Origin of the sequence: Mesobacillus harenae (assembly GCF_013343715.1) — a bacterium.
GTDB classification, from domain to species: domain Bacteria; phylum Bacillota; class Bacilli; order Bacillales; family Cytobacillaceae; genus Mesobacillus_A; species Mesobacillus_A harenae.
In genome coordinates this window covers 1-19,380 of sequence record NZ_JABUNR010000005.1, presented here as the reverse complement: position 1 = coordinate 19,380, position 19,380 = coordinate 1, and the positions used below count along the sequence as shown (strand labels likewise).

The following is a 19,380-nucleotide window of genomic DNA, read 5'->3' as shown; positions in this document are numbered from 1 at the left end:
GGTGAAAAACTAAAAGTTTGGCGGAAGTCCTCCACCTCCTGGAACAAAGCTGCCAGTTGTATGGTGACCAACTACAAATGTATAGGGTGAACTATAAGGTGACTGCTCTATAGGCTGACCGTTAAAAAAGTGGGGACTTGGAAACTGGGAATGGTTAAACCAAAACGGCAGGGGTGGACGGGTAGGGCGAGGGCGCCAAAAAAAATTGATCATATGGACCTCCTTTAAGAATGAAAATGCTTATGCTAATTTATGCACCTTATATCATTGCGGGAAGCCTAAAGTAGGTTGCGATCATTCCTAAAAAAAAGACCACACATGGTGGTCTCGAAAGTACCCTTTTATGTAAGGGCTTCTTGGTCATTTCTTTTGTCAATAAACACCTTATTTAGTTGGTCGATTTGAGCAACAGCTACATCACCAATTTTTGAGATCCCATTAGTCTGTAATATTGACTTCACCCATGCCTCATCTTTTCCGGCAGCCTTCAGACTGTTGGGCAGGATCTTTCCATCAATAATGAAAGTTTGCGGCAGCCCCCTGGATGGGGAATTGATTTGCATATCCTGTTTTGTAGGGGGCAATTGCGTGCTTTTTTTCAAAGCTGTTACCTGGCCATTCGTTTCAAAAAAGGCAATTTCAACCTCATCTAAATAAAAAATATTTTTATTCCGAAGCTGAAATAGCATTTCATCGATCGTGAGCCGTGCTTTTGATAAACCTTCTTCATATATTTTTCCGTTTTTCACTATAAGTGTGGGTTCATCGTTTAAAATTTTCCGGCCTTTAAATGATTTTAAGGCTACAATATCAAGTATTAATGCCAATAAAGCAAATAAAACTAAACCGTATATCCCTATTCGTGTAGGGAGATTTTGGCTAAATATCAAACTGGCTGAAATTGACCCTAATGCAACACCCGCGACAAAGTCAAAAAAAGTCATTTGGGAAATTAATTTTTTCCCTAAGATTCTGCAAAGGATATAAAGCACAATAAAGGTAAAGATAATTCGATAGGTCATATCTAAATAATCCATTCCAAAAACCCCTCCTTTTAATCAACAAAACCGAACCCGGTTTTTAATTATCCTTTCCACTTATAACCCAGTTATTCTATTCTTGCTTATCTATTATTTTAAAGCTTAAAGCTGTTCATCGATTTTAAATATTTTAAAAATGTTTAAAAGGAAAACAATCTGGGTAAAAGAATTTCTTTGCAGATTAATAATAAATGGACAGAAGGGAAAATACATATGAACGTATCATCTGTATCTAGACAAAACTCTACCTATGTATTCAAAAATTTTGATGAGGCAGCAGATAGTATCCTAAAAATGATGAGTAAACTTTTAGATATTAACACCTTATTTATTGCTAAAAATGATAATGTTAGTAATGAAGTTATTAAAGTACTTAACAAAAATGAAACTCTTTTACAGGCTGGAGAAACTATGCCGTTTGAAGAGACATTCTGCAAGTTAAGCGTAGACTATGGGAAAAAAGTTCTTATAATTCCTGATATAACAAAAAGTGAACTAACGAAGTCTTTAAAGGTAACCGATGAGTTGGGAAGCGGAAGTTTTGTTGGTCTGCCGGTTTTCTATGAGGATGGAAGCAACTATGGGACTATTTGTGCTTTAGATACGAAACCGTTCAATTTTACTGAAGAGAATATTAAGCTTTTCGAAACAATGAGTTCTCTACTTTCCTATGTTTTAGAGCTGGATGAGGCAAATAAACAAATAGAGAATTTGTCGGCGCCGCTGGTTCCAATTACCAAAGGGGTGGCGATTTTACCAATAATAGGGAATGTCAATGAACTGCGGGTGGACAGCATTATTGAACAGGCACTTGTAAAAAGCCAGGACCTCTCTCTTGAATTTTTGATCATTGATTTATCTGGAATAGCCCAAATTAATCATGTGGTAAGCTCATCCTTATTAAAAATAGTTAATTTGTTATCATTAATCGGGGTGACACCAATCCTAACTGGTATTAGACCTGATATGGCACTGAAAGCGATGGAAACGAACATTGACTTAGAAAAGGTTAATATCCAGGCAAACCTTGAAAGTGCTTTGAAAAATATCGGTTTTTCACTTAGAAAGGAATAATAATGTTTAATCGAAAACCCCGCAGTTACAGCTGCGGGGTTTTAAGGGGATACTATATTTTAGTTATTTTTGATGGGTTGTTAATCTTATAAGGTACTGAAACGTCCAAAATGAAGGCCTCGTCTTCAACATCCTTACCTTTTGGGAGATTCTTTTTGACGATTTTCCCATCGAATTCAAGCGTTTCTCCTGGAGATAGCTCAAATTTCTTCAGCGTTTTGCTATGAGAACACCAAGCAAGGCCAATTTCAATTGCGTCATCTTGTTGTATCCGGACATTCTCCAGAACGATTACTTCGTCGTTATCTTCATTAAAGTGATTCCAGCTAAGAGCCAGTTGTTTAACTTTTCCAGAGAAATGAACCTTTTCCTCAGGCAAGACGATCTTAGCAGGCTTTTCCTTCTTTACTTTCGATTGCTTTTTAGGTTTTACTGCAGAATCAGTTTTTTCACTTTGTTTTGGGGCTTTACTAGTTGTTTTCGGAGTAACTGCTTCGTCCTGAGCCCAGTTTTCTTTCCCAAAGGAAGATGCCTGCATTTCTTTTAAGTAAGCGGGGTGGATACAGGAAAGATTGCCATCCTGAAATTCAATCACAAGTGTATTATGATCGGCTGTTTCACCAAAAGTCTCATATCCTTTTATAGTTATTAGCCGCTGATGATTCTTATCCTTGTACCAAAATTCCCTTTTAACATCCTTTGTTGTGCTTAATCCCCATTCTCGTACTTTTTCTTCATAATGATTTTCATCCTGAAAGGTTTCATACTCATTTTTTGGAGGGATATAGTGCGTTGTGTTTGAATCTTCAATGTGAGGCAATACGATCGCCATTGTTACACATCCTTTCTTGACCCTTTTATTTTACAACTCAATATACTGCAAGGGAAGCAGTTAAACTTCTCTTAACCCAGACATCTGTAAAAAAGAGCAGGATATTAGGTGTGATAGACAAATGAATTGGAATAAATGGTGAATTAGGGAGCTTTTAAAAAAGGAAGGGGAATAGAAAACAACCCGAATATACAGGTTTTTAGCCAATATCCGGGTTTGAATTAGTATCTGTTTTCAATTTTAACATCCGTTATTCCAATAGTTGGTCAACGGTTCCTTCTGTATAATCGTCCCCAGCCTGTTCGTGTGTTGTTGCAAGGCCTTGTTCTAGCTGGGATTCACCTTTATAATCCGATGTCTCATAATTTCTGCCTGCTATTTTAAGATTTTCTTTTTGTGGTATTTCCTTTTTATTGTCCATGCTATCTCCTCCTTTCTGCTACATAGTATGGTTGTTCCATGATGATTTTATATAAAAATCACTAGAAAATACCGTTGTACATAATTGTGGCTGGGCTGTAAATCCTACTTTTAAAAGAGGAGGTGAGGTATATGGCCAAAGGGTCTGTTGGAAAGGATCGTCCTGATGACTATAAAAGGTTTGCGGGAATTGATAAGGAATATGATAGTAAAAGCGGTACCATAGATACTGCACCGCAAAGTACCAAAGAAAGAAAGCATCGAAATAAATAAGCTAGTAGTCGAAATAGTCCTTTTTAAAAGGATCTTTTTCTTTTAGATAGATCTAATGAGATCATAAAGACAATGTGGTGATGAGGTGAAGTATGGCACAAGACAACAGACAGCAAGGTAATAATGATAGGAATGGCGGACCAGTTGGAGGGCGACTTAATAGCGATAACTCCTATAGTGATAAAGGCTTAAAGAACGAACGTTTAACAAAAAAGGCGGTAAAGACAACTAGGTAAAGCTGTTTAAAGAAACTGGATTTTGTGGACTGTATGATGGTGGTTGAACAGCTGGGAGACCTTGCTGAACATGGGTATATTCTGTAATAGAGAATCCTTCTCCTTGGTTTGAATAATAATAATCAAAAAGCGGAAGATAAGTTTGGTTATTGTTTGCAAGTAACATTGAAAAGAGGCGCGGATTTAATGGAAAATGATATGAATTATGGAAATGACTATAAATTTATTCCTGCTAGCTCGGTTGCCAGTGGAAATGGCCTCGAACTATTACCGGATTTATTTTGCCAAACCATTCAAATTGTAAACTTCTGTATGGTCGGTGAACCTAAGTCAGAAGAGTTTGTATTAGTAGATGCGGGAATGCCTGAAACTGCTGGTGAGATATTCGCTGCTGTAGCGGAAAGGTTTGGTGAGGACAGCCGGCCAAAGGCGATTATTTTAACTCACGGGCACTTTGATCATGTGGGTGCGATTATTGAACTCGTTGAGGAGTGGAAGGTCCCTGTATATGCCCACAGTATGGAGATGCCTTTCCTTACCGGGCAAAAGAGCTATCCGGAGCCTGATCCAACAGTAGAGGGCGGATTAGTCGCCAAAATGTCGCCGATGTTTCCAAACGAACCGATTAATCTTGGAAACCATGTAAAGCCTTTACCATCTGATCATAGTGTTCCTGAGATGCCCGGCTGGCGTTGGATCCACACACCAGGTCACACACCAGGCCATGTTTCTTTCTTCAGAGACAAGGATCGGGCGTTAATTGCCGGAGATGCGTTTGTTACCGTAAAGCAGGAATCATTATACAGTGTGATGATGCAGGAAAAGGAAATTAGCGGTCCGCCGAGATATTTAACGACAGATTGGCATGCATCATGGGAATCGGTTCGGAAACTGGAAGCACTTAAGCCGAGCATTGCCGTAACAGGACATGGCTTGCCACTTTCAGGTGAAGAATTATCAATCAGTTTAGAGAAGCTTGCAGCAGAATTTGATAAAATTGCAATCCCTGATTTCGGGAAGTATGTTGATGAAAATAAACACTAAGAGGAAAAAAATGGATGGTGCCTGTCACCTTCCATTTTTTCTTTCACGTGGGGGTTTCTCATCAGATACAAATACCCAAGGCTTGGTATACTTATAAATTGATAGATTAGGGTATAATAGGTTCATCAAATGAGAAAAGGTGATGGATGAGAATGACTTCGATTTCTACCTACATAATAAATAATGCAGAATCTTTAGCTGTTGAAATCGTGGAAAATGTTCTTGGAACGTTAAACTTGAATATCCCCCAGTGGGAAAAAGACCAAGCGATCAGCATGTATGTGGAGTTAATGGGTTTTTTAGGAAACTCCCTTATTCAAGAAAAAGAGGAATTGCCTGAAGGACTTTTAATATGGAGTGAAAGAAACGGGGAAAGACAAGCCTCATCTGAAGAAAAAATCTCTGACATCATAGTTCGGTATTCTCCAACACGTGAAGTTTTAACTGACATTGTAACAAGAATTTGTATAGAGTTCGAGGCTACTATAGAAGAAACTACCTATATAATTAAGCGGACTAACACATTGCTCGATTTTAGCGTCAATCAAACAGTCATCGCATATGAACGTCTTACGGATAAAATGTTTAAAGAGAATCAAAAAGAAATGGCCGAACTGTCAGCAGCAATTGTATTGGTTAAAGAGGGAGTTGCTGTACTGCCGCTAATTGGTACTATGAATTCATACAGGGCTGATTATATTTTAGAAAAGGTAGTTCCGAAAATTTCAAAGCTGGAAATTAAACATCTGATTGCCGATTTCTCTGGGCTTAAGACAATAGATCCGGAAATGGCCTATTATCTTCATCAAATTGGAAATGTCCTGCGATTATTAGGAATAATTATCTCAATAACAGGAATAAGACCGGAATTAGCACAGACAGCTGTGAACAGCGGAATAAATTTGTCTGCTATAAGGTCATTTAGACACGTTAAACAAGCGATTGAAAGCCTCCAGTAAACCTGTTATTTTAAAACTTGTTTTATAAATAAATATGTTGTTTGTCCAAACGTTTAAAGATCCTTTCTATATGATATAGAGAGGTGATGTTAATGGTAAAAATCTTTATAGACCCAGGGCATGGTGGTGCAGATCCAGGAACAGCCGGAAATGGCTTACAAGAAAAAAATTTAAATTTGCAAATAGCCACCAATTTAAGAGATATTTTGATTAACGAGTATGAAGGTGTGACTGTCCGCATGAGCAGGACTGGTGATCAGACAGTTAGCTTGGATCAAAGAACGAATGAGGCTAACAGCTGGGGAGCTGATTTTTACCTGTCAATCCATGTAAATGCAGGGGGTGGTGCTGGTTTGGAAAGTTATATTTATCCAGGCGTGGGAGCTCCTACAACCACATATCAAACTGCCATACATGAAGAGGTGCTTAGCCAGACAAACTTTGCCAACCGTGGTGAAAAAACAGCCAATTTTCATGTGTTGAGGGAATCCATCATGCCGGCAGTACTCACGGAAAATGGATTTATTGATAATGCCAATGATGCAAGTCGATTAAGTTCGGCAAGTTTCTTAAATGAGATCGCCAGAGGCCATGCCAATGGAATTGCCAGGGCATTTAATTTGTCAGGAGTATCAAATCCTAATCCTGGTGCTGATCCTGATACTGGTTCAGGCACTCTCTATAAAGTTCAAATCGGAGCTTTCAGGAATAAGGCAAATGCAGACAGGTTAGCAGCTGATGCAGAGAGTAAAGGATTCGAATCCATTGTCCTGCTCAGAGACGGTTTGTATAAAGTGCAAATTGGTGCCTTCTCAGTACGTGAAAATGCAGAATTGCAAAGAGACCGGGCAAGAAATTCCGGGTATGAAGACGCATTTTTTTACGAAGATTAGTTTTGGTGTGAAGAAAAGTCAGGAGTTTCTTTAAAAGAGCTTCTGCCTTTTTTTGTTAGGCAGATTGGCAAATATCTGGATGGTGCCTGTCACCCTGTCTGGTCAGCCCTATTAGTTTACTTTTTAAATTAAAAATGGTACTGTTTTTAATTATTAGACTTATTAGTAAGGAGAAACGGTATGAAATTAAAAATGATGCTATTGCTTGTGGCAGCAGCTGTTTTTTTGACTGCGTGCGGCCAGGATAATCTGGAATCAACGACTTTAATGGATCATAATAAGAACGAAGTAACATTCCCGCAAGATAAGCCAACTTTGTTCTTTTTCATCACTAGCTACACCTGAGGACTTTGCCAGCAGCAACTGGTTCAGTTGCATGAAAATCTTGATGAATTAGACGATATCGACGCCAATAAGTATGTTATCAGTAATGATACGCCAGAACATCAGGCAGAGTTACATGATGCGCTAGAAGAAGAATATGGGACAAGCATTGATTTTATATCCGATCCTGATCTTGAATTAGTAGATCACATGGATATGAAAAATGGTGATACTGCTTATCGAGGCTATGCATTAATGGATGAAGAAGGAACGGTAATCTTTAATACTATTAATGATCATTGGGGCGAAGAGTTCGATAAGACTATTAAAGAGATTAAAGACGAATACAAAAATATTCAGTAAGAGGCAGAGAGAATCCTCTTAATGAGTAGAAGCACCAAGAGGCCGGACATTATGAACATGTCCGGCTTTTTTTTCGGTTCAGGTAATACTGAAAGTTTCATTTTATTGATTCGTATATGCGGTGTGTGCATCCAATTCCTGCGTTGGGTGATAAGTGTACTACGTCTTCTTTTCTGCGATAAGCCAACTTGAAACGCTTCCGCATTTCTTGTTGGCTCCTGTCCATACTTCATTTAAAGGCCGTTTATGCTTTTTTACGGTTTCGTAAAAGTTAAAGGGAATCATCTTTTTGCGTCGAATAGCTTCATTAAGGAGATGAAAAAAGTGGATTCAGTGATACTAGTTACGATTAGAGTAAAGGGGATGCAGCTCCCTATTAAAATAGCATCTAAAATTGAACCAACGAAAGACCAAATCTATAAAAAGATATCAGATTTAGCAAAAGCACAGGAACTGACTGGGGAAATTCAATTCAAGAAATTGATTCAAGAGAAGGGCCAAAAGATGTATATTTATAAAATTGGAGAACGAAGGTGTGTGGTCATTGTTGAAAAACTCCAAAAAATAATCCAATTTGAAGAGTTGGATTAGGCCGGTTTTATCTACAAATTCAGTACTAGGCAGAGCTGACGAGGAATAGCTTGATAGATAAGTTAGGTAAGAAATAACTCTTTTCTCGTTCGATTTATATAGCTTCTTAACCATATATGTTTTAAAATGAATTTCAGGTTCATCCATGCCATCTGGCAATGGGAGATCCGGATTTTCTATCATCAGGAATAAGAGGGAAGTTATATGGATCTATTAATTATTTTAAAAGCAATCTTTTTAGGTATTGTAGAAGGATTAACAGAATTTGCTCCGGTATCGTCTACCGGGCACATGATCATTGTCGACGATATGTGGCTAAAATCAGAGGAGTTTTTAACGAAGTATGTGGCAAATACTTTTAAAGTAGTGATCCAGCTTGGTTCGATCATGGCAGTGGTCATTATTTTTAAAGATCGCTTCATAGACCTCTTAGGATTAAAGCGAAGAACCAGCGAGGCTGTAACACAAAAACGGCTGAGTCTTTCAAAAGTTGTCGTGGGCCTTATCCCAGCGGGAATATTAGGCGTTTTATTTGAGGATTACATTGATGAACATTTATTTTCTATTGAAACGGTTTTAGTTGGCTTGGTTGTAGGTGCTCTATTAATGATTGCCGCTGATCTGTTCAGTCCTAAAAATAAAAAGATCGAATCCGTCGATCAAATTACCTATAAGCAGGCAATGGTAGTTGGCTTAATTCAGTGTTTTTCACTGTGGCCTGGGTTTTCACGTTCAGGTTCCACTATTTCGGGTGGTGTTTTATTGGGATTAAGCCATAGGGCTGCTGCTGATTTTACGTTCATAATGGCTGTACCGATAATGTTCGGTGCAAGTGCACTATCTTTACTGAAAAACTGGCAGTATTTTTCGATGGACGCGCTGCCGTTTTTTATCGCAGGTTTTCTGAGTGCCTTCGTATTTGCGTTAATTTCAATTCGATTCTTCCTAAAGCTGATTAATAGAGTAAAGCTCATACCATTTGCAATTTATCGTATTGTTTTAGCCTTAGTTATCTATGTTATCTACTTTTAAATAGCATGCAAAAAGCCCTTCTCCGGTCCGGGAAGGGCTTTTTTGGCAGGAAATGGATGGTGCCTGTCACCTGCCTATTTTTGGATAGTTTGTGGGTGATCGCCTGATACCCATTCAACTGCTTTGGCATTTAGGACTACTTGTTCTGGATTTTTGCAGCCGGGAATGACACTTGTTACGGCTGGGTGCTTTAAACACCAGGCTAGTGCCCATGATGCCATTGGTACTTCGTTAGGAACCTCTGTCCGGCTAATTTCCTCGACTTTCCTTAAAAGCTGATCAGTTCTTTCTGAATCATGTTTGGAACGCACATCATCCTTGCTGAAAGTTGCGCCAGGCTTATATTTACCGCTCAGGTAGCCGCTTGCTAACGGAACTCGGGCAAGTACCCCGAGATTGTTATTAATGCTGGAGGGAAAGATCTTTTCTTCAGGATTCTGATCAAGCCGGTTATATACAACTTGAATAGCACCAGCGTTCACGTCCGGGGCCTTATCTGTTTGATAACTATCATCATTACTTTTTAATGATATGCCTAGATGCCGGATTTTCCCCGCCTGAACTTGTTTATCAAGCATTGTCCATAGCTCATCATTATTGAATTCCTCGTCAGAGCAAGAATGGGCCTGGTAAAGGTCGATATAGTCTGTCTTTAAAGATTTTAGTGAAGCGTCTAACTGATTCAGGACATCACCAGCACTCCATTGTCTTGACCGTTCAAAGCTTCCGAGGAAGTGATGGCCAAATTTAGTGGCGACAATCCAATCCTCCCGGTTATTCCGGCTCAAATAATCCCCAATCAGCCGCTCGGAAAGATGATCTCCATAGCATTCAGCTGTATCAAGAAAATTAATGCCAACCTCCTGAGCTTTATCTAAAATAGCGTCCACCTCGGATTGCGAAAAATCTTTGCCCCATTCTCCGCCATATTGCCATGTCCCCACACCAACTACTGAAATATCAAGATTCGTTTTGCCTAAACGTCTGTACTTCATCCAATCACCCCAATTTACATTATTTTCTCATCATATCATGAGGAAGAGAGTTGTCCAAAGGCAGAAGAATGTTTTAAGTGTAGTCACAGTTTTTTCCCTATCCTTATAATTGAGGACGTGTGTCATGAAATGGGAATTAAATGGATGGACCTGTCACCTGAGATTTTTTTGTTGACAGCTGGGTGCTAGACAGTTTATTATGTTTTTTATAATATAATATCCGAGAGATTACTCTTACCCTTCTGTTTCTGAAGTAACTTTAGCATATTGTTAATGTGAATTGACTGTATGAAAAAGGAACCTTTATAAGACGGAGGGGGAGGAAGCAGATAAATCGGGATATTTCTTTTCTGGGAAGCTAGGGAGAAATATGCCGATTTTTTTATGGTCTGGGAATGTAAAAAACTTTAAAGGTGAAAGTTACTAAAAAGCTTAAGAGTCTGCCTGCACGCCAGCAACTAGGCTTTGCCAGCCTTTATGATGTGTGGTGTCCAAAAGTCCTTAGCCCCAGACATGTAAATGCGACTTGTTATTGAATGGAGAATGATGTTGATGAAAAGGTCGAAAGGTTCCATTGAGGCAGAAATTAGCAAAGCATTAACCCAATGGGAAAAGGATTTCCTTGGCCGTGGCTCAGTCCTAGTTAAAACTGATATTTTGCGGGATATGGTTATTGTCACATTGCGTGGTATTTTAACACCTGCAGAGTATTCGTTATGTGAAACAAAAGAGGGCGTGCTGACAATAAAAAAAGTACGGTCTGAGCTTGTAGAGCACGGACTGGAGCAGCTCATGGAGATCGTCTGCAAGATTAGCCAAGAAGAGGTAATTAGTTTTCACACTGATATTAGCACTCGTACAGGCGAACGGATTATGGTATTCAAGTTAAGTTCAAACTTCGAAGAAAAGCTATAAAACTAGACAGGGAGACCCTAAAAAAACCAGATTGGTTCGTTGTAGGGTAAACCGGTATTTCAGGATCAGAGGCATAGCCATCTGTATTCTGCAAATATCGGTTTTTTTTATAAAGGAGGATGATTTATGTCTGAGATGATTGTGGAAAATCTAATGTCCCCAGTTGTTTTGTTTTTTGTTCTAGGAATTGTTGCTGCTCTATGCAAATCTGACCTGAAATTCCCCAGTGGTCTGAGTGAAGCATTGAGTATTTATCTGCTAATTGCAATTGGAATCAAAGGGGGAATCGAGCTTACCCATTATTCACTCGATTCGGTAATGGCCCCGATCTTAGCAACACTACTGCTCGGATCACTTACCCCATTGCTAGCTTTGCTAATTTTGCGGTTTGTCAAACTGGACCTGAAAAATTCGATAGGCATTGCTGCAACGTATGGTTCGGTAAGCATAGTAACATACGGGGCAGCTATCTCTTTTTTAGAAAAAGAGACAGTATCCTATGAGGGTTACATGAATGCCCTTGTTGTTCTAATGGAAAGCCCAGCTATATTTGTTTCATTGCTGCTATTGAAGATGATTGAGAGCAACCGAGGAATAAAGCCGGCTCCTGCAAGAAGCTTGGGAATTATTTCTTCACTTCCAACCTTAGATCGTGAAGTTTTAAGGGAGAGTTTATTTGGAAAAAGCGTTTTACTTCTGGTTGGAAGTTTACTAATTGGCTTGTTGCTCGGCGATCGGGCGGTTCCGATGGTCAAACCGTTATTCATGGATATGTATAGCAGCATTTTAATTCTTTTTTTACTAAATATGGGGCTTATTACCGGGCAACGCTTGCCTGAGGTTCGCAAACATGGCCTGAAGCTATTGTTGTTTGGTATAGTTACTCCGATTTTATTTGGAAGTTTAGGTGTGGTTGTCGGGCATGCCGCCGGTCTTTCCTTGGGCGGCGCTACCCTTATGGGAGTTCTTGCGGGAAGTGCATCCTATATTGCTGCTCCTGCTGCTTTGAAAACATCAGTACCAGAGGCAAACCCTTCGATTTATTTAGGATTATCACTAGGAGTGACATTTCCATTCAATCTAATCGCCGGAATTCCGATTTATTATGGACTGGCCAAACTATTCTACTAGGAGGAAATAACGATGACCAACAAAAAAACACTAATTATTACAGGCATGAATAAAGAAGTAGTTCAGATGCTGCCGCAAATTACTAATAGAACTGAAGAGCAGATTGTTATTCTAAATAGCTTTGACAATGAAGTGTCTCATCCATATGGCTGCACGGTTAGAAATATTATTAGAACCTTATTGATGGAAGAAATAGAAGAAATTTTTATCGTTGCAGAAAAAGGCCAGAAAAACCCTCTTGACAGCGGGGCGCTTTTATTAAAAATGAAAGAATCAGGAATATCAGAAGATACGATTAAAACAATAAACTACATTAAGGCTGCCAACGGCGATGTTATGAGCTGGCTGGCAGGCCAGGAAGATGTAAAAACAGCAGTAAAAGGCAACATGACAATGATCCAAAACCACCCAATCATACCAAAAGGACTCCTCATACAAGGCTTCCTCGTCAACACCCAAACAGGAGAATTTGAAGTAGTTCGGTGACAGGCACCTTGGTTTTTATTCTAGTATAATTAGGATAAAGAAGGGGAGATTGGTAAGGCTGATGTTTAGTCACATAACGATAGATTTCAAGTATGAATGAATGTTTTTGATATAGGTATTTGGAAGAAATATGGATGGTGCCTGTTACCCCAAAAGGGTTTAGAAAAGACGGGGAATGGTTTCTGAGATATAATCATAATTATGAATTAATAAGGCACTCTTCGGGGTGTCTTTCTTATTGTTAGGGAAATCTAAAGGATTGATTTTGTGGGTAACCATATGCGTTGCTGCGTCAAATATGAGTGCGGCCGGCGACTGATAATAAGGCAACATCTCTTGTTGACTCTTTAATCTAAGCGGGTGTTCCTCAGTCCTACGTCACTTAAATGTCTTTGCCGTCTCTATTTTTGTGTGCTCGTTTAATTCTAACCCAAGGAGTATTCATCATGTATCAGACATTTACTTTAAAAGAGAAAATTAAACAGCTGACAACGATGTTGGTTCCTATTTTAATCACGCAGCTGGGAATGTTTTCAATGGTCTTTTTCAGCACAATCATGTCTGGAAGGTACCATGCCTCGGATTTAGCAGGAGTTGCAATTGGTTCGGCGATTTGGACTCCAGTTTTTACTGGATTAAGCGGAATTTTACTGGCAGTGTCTCCAATTGCTGCCCAGAAACTTGGGGAAAAGAAACACCGTGAAGTTTCTTCTGTTTTAACTCATGGAATTTACCTTGCTTTTTTAATTGGTTTAACGGTCATTTTAATCGGAGCACTCATATTAAATCCAATTTTAAACAGTATGAATTTGGATCCAGGTGTACATAAAACAGCTCATGATTATTTAGTTGGTCTCAGTTTTGGGATCATTCCTTTATTTTTATATAACGTACTGAGAGCCTTTATATATGCATTAGGAAAAACACGTGTGGTTATGGTTATCTTGCTATTGTCTCTGCCAGTGAATCTTGTACTGAATTATATGCTGATTTTCGGGAAATTTGGCTTTCCTGAGCTTGGCGGATCTGGTGCAGGCTATGCAACTTCTTTTACCTATGTAGTAATTGCGGGGATAACCGCTTATATCATTAAAACAAAGGAACCATTTTCTGAATTCGCAGGATCGACGCTTTTTAGCGAATTTTCTACAGAAAAACTAATGGAAATCCTTAAAATTGGTGTCCCGATGGGGTTTTCGATTTTCTTTGAAACAAGTATGTTTGCAGTGGTGACAGTATTAATCAGCAGGTTTAATATTATTACCATTGCCTCATATCAGACAGCCTTAAATATTGTCTCTTTTCTGTACATGATTCCCCTTGCGATCAGCATGGCTCAAACGGTTTTGGTGGGCTTTGAAGTGGGAGCAAGGCGGTATGGCGATGCTAAGACTTACAGCTGGCTGGGCATTTATCTTTCGATTATTATCGCAGCTGTAACAGGGTTGCTTGTCGTTCTATTCCGATATGATGTGGCTGGATTTTACTCGAACGATCCTGCAGTAATCAGCTTAACAGGCCACTTTCTGATATATGCACTCTTTTTTGTTATCGTCGACGCCATCCAGGCAACAGCACTTGCTGCATTAAGAGGCTATAAAGATGTTAATCTAGCATTTGTTATGACACTGATTGCCTATTGGCTGATCTGTCTGCCAGTAGGATATATCCTTGCACATTATACAAGTCTTGGAGCATCAGGCTACTGGATTGGCCTAACAACAGGCCTTCTGGCCGCATCAATCGCCCTGTCCTTAAGACTTATCCATATTCAAAAAAAGAAATTCGCACCCCAGCCTGCAAATATCTAATTTGAAAGGTGACTGAAAGGTGACAGGCACCACCCAGTTAATTGGTAACTGTACAAAAACAGCCAAAGGCTTAGCTGTTTTTGTTATGTGGAAAATGCAAATTTCTAGAAAAATATGGATGGTGACTGTCACCCACCTGAATTTTGACTCTTTTTGATTTGCTGTAACAGTTCAATGATCTTATCGTTTTGTTCAACTCGCTTTTTTGAGTCGATCACTAGAATTACAAAGTAATAAAAGAAATAAACAAGCAAGCCAAAGATTAATATGTAAGGTAATACTGTCAAGAACGTTATGACCAACCCCCATCCATTTTCTGCCATTGTATAGCAAAGACGCTGCAGCATCAACAATTTATTTTTCTATGTCCACAGCCAAACAGAAAACCATTTCCATATAACTGGATGGTGCCTGTCACCATGGTCACCGATTCAGTAGGGAGCACTACACGGAAAGTTACGGTGGATAGGGGCTTTTAAATTATAGATAGATTGAGAGATTTAAAATATTTCCATTAACTGGGTGGTGCCTGTCACCCGAGTGTGTTATAGTTATAACATTCAGAATATTTTTACTACATAATAAGAATGAAAGAGTTGGAATGGTTTTTCTTATGCAGGCAGATGTGCCTTTGTGATGCAGTGTGGATTGCATAAAGACTTGTGTGGAGAGAGGTGAATGGGTCGTTTTTCATTATGTTGTAAGCGCTTACTAGTAGGGTTGTAATCTACCAATTATTTTCTATCTTGGGATCTCAGACAAGTTCTTTAAACTTAAAAAGCTTCATAGAGTAATTATGGACTCGGACAAACAAGGTCCGGGAGTTACTAAAGCAACATATCCTTAGGAGGAATGCTGTATGAGAGCACTAGTTTTAGAAGAGTTAAAGAAACCATTAGTTGTTCGGGAAATGCCAGATCCAGAATGCACGCCAGATGGGGTTGTCATCAAGGTTGAAGCAAATGGGGTGTGCCGCAGCGACTGGCATGCCTGGCAGGGAGACTGGGAATGGATCGGAATTCAGCTTCCATTGCCTCATGTATTAGGCCACGAATTCTCAGGAATTGTCGAAGAAGTAGGCGCAAACATTAAAAACTTTAAACAGGGTGACCGTGTCATCGTTCCGTTTACAATTGGTGATGGAACTTGTCCTTATTGCCAGAGCGGCCACCATAATATTTGTGAGAACGTCCAGCTGCCAGGCTTTACGTCTTGGGGAGGTTATGGGCGCTATACACATGTTCCGAATGCAGACGTAAACCTGACGAAGCTACCTGATAGTATCTCATTTGTGGAAGCAGCCGGGATGGGCTGCCGTTTTATGACTGCTTTCCACGGAATTACGGACCAAGCACGTGTTAGGCCGGGTGAATGGGTCGCTGTACATGGTTGTGGAGGAGTAGGTTTATCTGCTGTGCAGATCGCAACTGCACTTGGAGCGAATGTCATTGCCGTAGATATTGGTGACGATAAGCTTGAGTTTGCCAAAGGACTCGGTGCTGTTGCAACCGTAAATGCAAGAAAGGTAAACGCTCCTGAAGCAATTAAAGAAATTACCAAAGGCGGTGCACATGTCTCAATCGATGCATTGGGTATCAAACAAACCTGCCAATCCTCGATTATGAGCCTTAGAAAGCGCGGCAGACATTTACAGATCGGCTTAACCTCAAGAGAAGAAGAAGGTATGATCCCGATTCCTATCGATTTAATCGCTTTATCAGAAATTCAATTAGTTGGATCCCTAGGCATGCAGCCATCCAGATACCCTTATATGCTGCAAATGGTTGAGCAGGGCAGATTGAACCCGGGCAAATTGGTAACGAGCACAATTTCTCTGGAAGAAGTTCCGAGGATTTTTGAAGAAATGAACACATTCCAAAATCTTGGCGTCACTGTTGTCGATAAATGGGAAGCAAAACTGCCAGTCTAAGCTTCTAAAAATTAGACACTTTATTCAGTCACCTTTGGCTAGTTTAAAACGTTTTATAGGCTGAATAAAGTGTTGCTTGTCCATCATTGTCACCTTCAATTGCAACACAATGTGAATGTACATAATGAAAATTATCATTTTCATACTAGTACGAAAAGGAGGCAAAAAAGATGAATGTTACACAATTTTTGCTTAATACAGCTGCAGAGATTCCAAGCCATCCCGCTGTTGTTTTTAAAAATAACCCGATTACCTATCAGGAGCTTACTGAAAAAGTGAAAAGAAAAGCAGTCGGTTTAAAAAAGTTTGGAATAAAAAATGGCTCTCATGTTGGACTGATGATGGGTAACAAGCCAGAATATATGGTTGCCTATTTTGCTTTATTATCGATCGGTGCAACAGTTGTTCCGCTTAATCCACTTTTTAAGGAAAGTGAACTTACCTATATTCTTAACGATTCAGAGGCGGAAGCATTAATCGTTGATGAAATTTCCATGGCAGAAGTTGAAAAGTCAACTTCCCAGTTATCCACGGTCAAAAAGATTTTTTCATTGGAGCCCGCAATCCCGTTTACTTCCTGGCAGGAGGTAATCGGTGACGCCGATGAATTCCTCCTTGAACCGAAAGAACAAGAGGAGCACGCGCAAATTATCTATACTTCAGGAACAACAGGAAAACCAAAGGGCGCCATTATCACGCATGGAAACCTTGAATGGATGACTGAAACGAGCGCTAAAATATCAGAGATAACGAGAGCTGACCGAATCCTGGTTGTCCTGCCGCTTTTTCATGCTTTTGCGAAGCTTCAGGGCATGCTCCAAAGTGTGTATATTGGAATCACGATTTATCTGGAAGAACGTTTTATACCGGATATCATCCTTCAAAAGCTATCTGACGAAAAAATTTCTATTTTCATGGGTGTGCCGACTATGTACACAATGTTTGTCCACTCCTCAAAAATCAAAGAGCTTGAGTTTCCTTACCTTAGATCAGCAGGATGTGGCGGTGCGAGTCTGCCAATGGAAATCAGAGACAAGGTAAGAGCAGAAATGGGTGTAGAACTTGGCGAAGGCTATGGACAGACGGAAAGTACCGTCATGATCAGCTGCTTTCCAACTGATGTTGAAAAAGAATTTGGTTCTGTTGGCCTTCCGCTTCCTGGCATGGAACTGAAGGTTATCGATCCATCTGGAAAAGAGGTTCCAGTTGGGGAGGTTGGAGAAATTATCTTCAAAGGGCCAAATGCAATGAAGGGTTATTATAAAAAGCCAGAAGAAACAGCTTCAACTCTCATTGATGGCTGGGTCCATACTGGCGACCTTGCTAGACAGGATGAACGTGGTTATTTGTATATTGTTGACCGTAAAAAAGACATGATTATTCGCGGTGGATATAATGTTTACCCTCGGGAAATTGAAGAAGTACTTTACACCCATCCGGATATTATAGAGGGCGCTGTTATTGGGGAATCCGATCCTGTTTTTGGGGAAGAAATCGCTGCTTACATTGTCATGAAGGAAAAAAGGACTCCAGAAGAAATTATTGCTTATTGTAAAACAAAGCTTGCACCATATAAGGTCCCAAGGAAAATTTACTTCCTTGAGGAGCTGCCAAAGAACGCAACAGGAAAAATCCTGAAAGCACCGCTGAAGCAGAAAAATATGCAGCCTAAATAACGCTATAAAGGGAGTTGGGTGTTAAATGAAACCTTATTTTAAAGAAGAGCATGAAATTTTCCGGAGATCCTTTCGGAAATTTCTTGAAAAAGAAGCCATGCCTTACCATGAGGAGTGGGAACAAGCAAAACAAGTTCCAAGATCCTTTTGGCAGAAGGCCGGGGAGCAAGGATTTTTATGTCCTTGGGTAGATGAAAAGTACTGCGGTTCTGGAGCTGATTTTGTCTATTCGATCGTCATGGTAGAAGAAATGGATAAAGTAGGCGGCGGGGTTGGAATTGGCCTTCATAACGATATAGTCATTCCATATATTGCGGAATTTGGATCCGAAGAGCAGAAGCAAAGGTGGCTGCCAAAAGCAGTGAGCGGAGAAATGATCTCAGCCATTGCGATGACAGAACCTGGAGCGGGGTCAGATCTCGCCTCCATCCAGACAACTGCCGTGAAAGAGGGCGACCATTATGTGCTGAATGGACAAAAGACATTTATTACAAACGGGTATTCAGCCGATTTTGTAATCGTTGTCTGCTTAACGAACCCAGATGCTCAGCCGCGCCACAAGGGTGTTAGTTTGCTGGTGGTAGAAGAAGGCACTCCCGGATTTAAGAAGGGGAAAAAGCTTCGTAAAATTGGGCAGCATGCCAATGACACATCCGAGCTGATTTTTGAGGATGCGATTGTTCCTAAGGAAAACTTAATCGGTGAGGAAGGCATGGGCTTTTATTACCTAATGAACAAGCTGCAGCGAGAGCGCCTTATGCTTGCTGTCGGCAGTATTACCGGATCGAAGCGAATGCTTGAAATCACAGTGGATTATGTGAAACAGCGCACTGCCTTCGGAAAGCCAATCAGCAAGTTCCAAAACACTCAGTTTAAACTCGCAGAACTTGCAACCAACATTAAAATTGGCGAGACGTTTGTTGATAAGATGATCGTTGATCACATGGAAGGCAAAGATATTGTAAATGAAGTCTCTATGGCTAAATGGTGGATGACAGACCTTTCCAAGCGTGTCGCGGCTGAATGCATGCAGCTTCATGGCGGATACGGTTATATGGAAGAGTACGAGATTGCCAGAAGATATCGCGATGTCGCAGTAGCCTCCATCTATGGCGGAACAAATGAAGTCATGAAAGTAATCATCGCAAAAAACATGGGATTATAAGCAGAGGTGAGTTAGGGTGACAGGCACCATCCAGTTTTCTGGATGGTGCCTCAGACTGTAGACAAACTCGATGAAAATCGTGTTTGTTTACAGTCTTATTTGGTTGGTGGTGGAATGGGGGCTGTTGATTTCCGTTCCAGGCGCTTCGCTTTCCGCGGGGCCGGCGCTGAGCCTCCTCGCCGCCGTTGGC

Annotated in this window: 22 protein-coding genes; 17 read left to right on the top strand and 5 right to left on the bottom strand. The window is 40.1% G+C overall.

Annotation, left to right across the window (positions count from 1 at the left end):
- Window positions 1-9: 9 nt before the first annotated feature.
- Together HRJ06_RS07475 and HRJ06_RS07470 are read right to left on the bottom strand one after the other, a co-directional pair.
- Window positions 10-213: a hypothetical protein gene (locus HRJ06_RS07475; protein WP_174731264.1), complete on the bottom strand. Its 204-nt coding sequence runs from the start codon at window positions 211-213 to the stop codon at window positions 10-12.
- A 128-nt stretch (window positions 214-341) separates the two neighbouring features.
- Complete coding sequence (locus tag HRJ06_RS07470) at window positions 342-1,037, bottom strand: DUF421 domain-containing protein (protein ID WP_174731261.1); 696 nt, start codon at window positions 1,035-1,037, stop codon at window positions 342-344.
- Window positions 1,038-1,253: 216 nt separating this feature from the next.
- On the opposite strand from HRJ06_RS07470, the gene HRJ06_RS07465 reads away from it, so the two are divergent.
- Window positions 1,254-2,114: an STAS domain-containing protein gene (locus tag HRJ06_RS07465; protein ID WP_174731258.1), complete on the top strand. Its 861-nt coding sequence runs from the start codon at window positions 1,254-1,256 to the stop codon at window positions 2,112-2,114.
- A gap of 52 nt (window positions 2,115-2,166) precedes the next feature.
- On the opposite strand, the gene HRJ06_RS07460 is transcribed toward HRJ06_RS07465, so the two are convergent.
- Together HRJ06_RS07460 and HRJ06_RS07455 are read right to left on the bottom strand one after the other, a co-directional pair.
- On the bottom strand, window positions 2,167-2,946 hold the full coding sequence (locus HRJ06_RS07460; protein ID WP_174731255.1) for a hypothetical protein: 780 nt from the start codon (window positions 2,944-2,946) through the stop codon (window positions 2,167-2,169).
- 250 nt (window positions 2,947-3,196) lie between these two features.
- Window positions 3,197-3,367 (bottom strand): YozQ family protein, encoded by a 171-nt coding sequence (locus tag HRJ06_RS07455; RefSeq protein ID WP_174731252.1) that lies wholly within the window; start codon window positions 3,365-3,367, stop codon window positions 3,197-3,199.
- Window positions 3,368-3,498: 131 nt separating this feature from the next.
- Here HRJ06_RS07455 and HRJ06_RS07450 point away from each other — a divergent pair, with 131 nt between their 5' ends.
- The 9 genes from HRJ06_RS07450 to HRJ06_RS07410 all read left to right on the top strand — a co-directional run bounded on the left by HRJ06_RS07450 (window position 3,499) and on the right by HRJ06_RS07410 (window position 9,081).
- Window positions 3,499-3,639, top strand: a complete 141-nt coding sequence (locus HRJ06_RS07450; RefSeq protein ID WP_174731249.1) for a hypothetical protein — start codon at window positions 3,499-3,501, stop codon at window positions 3,637-3,639.
- 92 nt (window positions 3,640-3,731) lie between these two features.
- Complete coding sequence (locus HRJ06_RS07445; protein ID WP_174731246.1) at window positions 3,732-3,875, top strand: hypothetical protein; 144 nt, start codon at window positions 3,732-3,734, stop codon at window positions 3,873-3,875.
- A 186-nt stretch (window positions 3,876-4,061) separates the two neighbouring features.
- Window positions 4,062-4,919: an MBL fold metallo-hydrolase gene (locus HRJ06_RS07440; RefSeq protein ID WP_174731243.1), complete on the top strand. Its 858-nt coding sequence runs from the start codon at window positions 4,062-4,064 to the stop codon at window positions 4,917-4,919.
- A gap of 152 nt (window positions 4,920-5,071) precedes the next feature.
- Window positions 5,072-5,878, top strand: coding sequence for an STAS domain-containing protein (locus HRJ06_RS07435; RefSeq protein WP_174731240.1), 807 nt, complete (start codon window positions 5,072-5,074; stop codon window positions 5,876-5,878).
- 92 nt (window positions 5,879-5,970) lie between these two features.
- Entirely contained in the window at window positions 5,971-6,771 is an 801-nt protein-coding gene (locus tag HRJ06_RS07430; protein ID WP_174731237.1) for an N-acetylmuramoyl-L-alanine amidase, read from the top strand.
- Window positions 6,772-6,951: 180 nt separating this feature from the next.
- Window positions 6,952-7,116, top strand: coding sequence for a hypothetical protein (locus HRJ06_RS07425; RefSeq protein WP_174731234.1), 165 nt, complete (start codon window positions 6,952-6,954; stop codon window positions 7,114-7,116).
- An 18-nt stretch (window positions 7,117-7,134) separates the two neighbouring features.
- Window positions 7,135-7,458, top strand: coding sequence for a redoxin domain-containing protein (locus HRJ06_RS07420; protein ID WP_174731906.1), 324 nt, complete (start codon window positions 7,135-7,137; stop codon window positions 7,456-7,458).
- A gap of 324 nt (window positions 7,459-7,782) precedes the next feature.
- Complete coding sequence (locus HRJ06_RS07415) at window positions 7,783-8,049, top strand: hypothetical protein (protein WP_174731231.1); 267 nt, start codon at window positions 7,783-7,785, stop codon at window positions 8,047-8,049.
- Between the two features lie 204 nt (window positions 8,050-8,253).
- Window positions 8,254-9,081 carry an undecaprenyl-diphosphate phosphatase gene (locus tag HRJ06_RS07410; protein WP_174731228.1) on the top strand — a complete coding sequence of 276 codons (828 nt, stop codon included), beginning with the start codon at window positions 8,254-8,256 and terminating at the stop codon, window positions 9,079-9,081.
- A 74-nt stretch (window positions 9,082-9,155) separates the two neighbouring features.
- On the opposite strand, the gene HRJ06_RS07405 is transcribed toward HRJ06_RS07410, so the two are convergent.
- On the bottom strand, window positions 9,156-10,076 hold the full coding sequence (locus HRJ06_RS07405; RefSeq protein WP_174731225.1) for an aldo/keto reductase: 921 nt from the start codon (window positions 10,074-10,076) through the stop codon (window positions 9,156-9,158).
- Between the two features lie 552 nt (window positions 10,077-10,628).
- On the opposite strand from HRJ06_RS07405, the gene HRJ06_RS07400 reads away from it, so the two are divergent.
- From HRJ06_RS07400 to HRJ06_RS07370, 7 genes are all read left to right on the top strand, one after another.
- Window positions 10,629-10,991: a Na-translocating system protein MpsC family protein gene (locus HRJ06_RS07400; protein ID WP_174731222.1), complete on the top strand. Its 363-nt coding sequence runs from the start codon at window positions 10,629-10,631 to the stop codon at window positions 10,989-10,991.
- 126 nt (window positions 10,992-11,117) lie between these two features.
- The gene (locus HRJ06_RS07395) at window positions 11,118-12,122 is read left to right on the top strand and encodes a sodium-dependent bicarbonate transport family permease (RefSeq protein WP_174731219.1); all 1,005 of its coding nucleotides are present in this window, start codon (window positions 11,118-11,120) and stop codon (window positions 12,120-12,122) included.
- A gap of 12 nt (window positions 12,123-12,134) precedes the next feature.
- On the top strand, window positions 12,135-12,608 hold the full coding sequence (locus tag HRJ06_RS07390; protein ID WP_174731216.1) for a carbonic anhydrase: 474 nt from the start codon (window positions 12,135-12,137) through the stop codon (window positions 12,606-12,608).
- Between the two features lie 446 nt (window positions 12,609-13,054).
- Window positions 13,055-14,419: an MATE family efflux transporter gene (locus HRJ06_RS07385; RefSeq protein ID WP_174731213.1), complete on the top strand. Its 1,365-nt coding sequence runs from the start codon at window positions 13,055-13,057 to the stop codon at window positions 14,417-14,419.
- An 859-nt stretch (window positions 14,420-15,278) separates the two neighbouring features.
- Window positions 15,279-16,349, top strand: a complete 1,071-nt coding sequence (locus HRJ06_RS07380; RefSeq protein WP_174731210.1) for a zinc-dependent alcohol dehydrogenase family protein — start codon at window positions 15,279-15,281, stop codon at window positions 16,347-16,349.
- Between the two features lie 170 nt (window positions 16,350-16,519).
- Complete coding sequence (locus HRJ06_RS07375; protein WP_174731207.1) at window positions 16,520-18,025, top strand: class I adenylate-forming enzyme family protein; 1,506 nt, start codon at window positions 16,520-16,522, stop codon at window positions 18,023-18,025.
- A gap of 25 nt (window positions 18,026-18,050) precedes the next feature.
- Window positions 18,051-19,190: an acyl-CoA dehydrogenase family protein gene (locus HRJ06_RS07370; RefSeq protein WP_174731204.1), complete on the top strand. Its 1,140-nt coding sequence runs from the start codon at window positions 18,051-18,053 to the stop codon at window positions 19,188-19,190.
- The last annotated feature ends 190 nt before the right edge of the window (window positions 19,191-19,380 follow it).

Coding starts and splice junctions, on each gene's coding strand:
- HRJ06_RS07475 (WP_174731264.1), bottom strand. CDS start 213: ATGATCAATTTTTTTTGGCGCCCTCGCCCTACCCGTCCACCCCTGCCG.
- HRJ06_RS07470 (WP_174731261.1), bottom strand. CDS start 1,037: ATGGATTATTTAGATATGACCTATCGAATTATCTTTACCTTTATTGTG.
- HRJ06_RS07465 (WP_174731258.1), top strand. CDS start 1,254: ATGAACGTATCATCTGTATCTAGACAAAACTCTACCTATGTATTCAAA.
- HRJ06_RS07460 (WP_174731255.1), bottom strand. CDS start 2,946: ATGGCGATCGTATTGCCTCACATTGAAGATTCAAACACAACGCACTAT.
- HRJ06_RS07455 (WP_174731252.1), bottom strand. CDS start 3,367: ATGGACAATAAAAAGGAAATACCACAAAAAGAAAATCTTAAAATAGCA.
- HRJ06_RS07450 (WP_174731249.1), top strand. CDS start 3,499: ATGGCCAAAGGGTCTGTTGGAAAGGATCGTCCTGATGACTATAAAAGG.
- HRJ06_RS07445 (WP_174731246.1), top strand. CDS start 3,732: ATGGCACAAGACAACAGACAGCAAGGTAATAATGATAGGAATGGCGGA.
- HRJ06_RS07440 (WP_174731243.1), top strand. CDS start 4,062: ATGGAAAATGATATGAATTATGGAAATGACTATAAATTTATTCCTGCT.
- HRJ06_RS07435 (WP_174731240.1), top strand. CDS start 5,072: ATGACTTCGATTTCTACCTACATAATAAATAATGCAGAATCTTTAGCT.
- HRJ06_RS07430 (WP_174731237.1), top strand. CDS start 5,971: ATGGTAAAAATCTTTATAGACCCAGGGCATGGTGGTGCAGATCCAGGA.
- HRJ06_RS07425 (WP_174731234.1), top strand. CDS start 6,952: ATGAAATTAAAAATGATGCTATTGCTTGTGGCAGCAGCTGTTTTTTTG.
- HRJ06_RS07410 (WP_174731228.1), top strand. CDS start 8,254: ATGGATCTATTAATTATTTTAAAAGCAATCTTTTTAGGTATTGTAGAA.
- HRJ06_RS07405 (WP_174731225.1), bottom strand. CDS start 10,076: ATGAAGTACAGACGTTTAGGCAAAACGAATCTTGATATTTCAGTAGTT.
- HRJ06_RS07400 (WP_174731222.1), top strand. CDS start 10,629: ATGAAAAGGTCGAAAGGTTCCATTGAGGCAGAAATTAGCAAAGCATTA.
- HRJ06_RS07395 (WP_174731219.1), top strand. CDS start 11,118: ATGTCTGAGATGATTGTGGAAAATCTAATGTCCCCAGTTGTTTTGTTT.
- HRJ06_RS07390 (WP_174731216.1), top strand. CDS start 12,135: ATGACCAACAAAAAAACACTAATTATTACAGGCATGAATAAAGAAGTA.
- HRJ06_RS07385 (WP_174731213.1), top strand. CDS start 13,055: ATGTATCAGACATTTACTTTAAAAGAGAAAATTAAACAGCTGACAACG.
- HRJ06_RS07380 (WP_174731210.1), top strand. CDS start 15,279: ATGAGAGCACTAGTTTTAGAAGAGTTAAAGAAACCATTAGTTGTTCGG.
- HRJ06_RS07375 (WP_174731207.1), top strand. CDS start 16,520: ATGAATGTTACACAATTTTTGCTTAATACAGCTGCAGAGATTCCAAGC.
- HRJ06_RS07370 (WP_174731204.1), top strand. CDS start 18,051: ATGAAACCTTATTTTAAAGAAGAGCATGAAATTTTCCGGAGATCCTTT.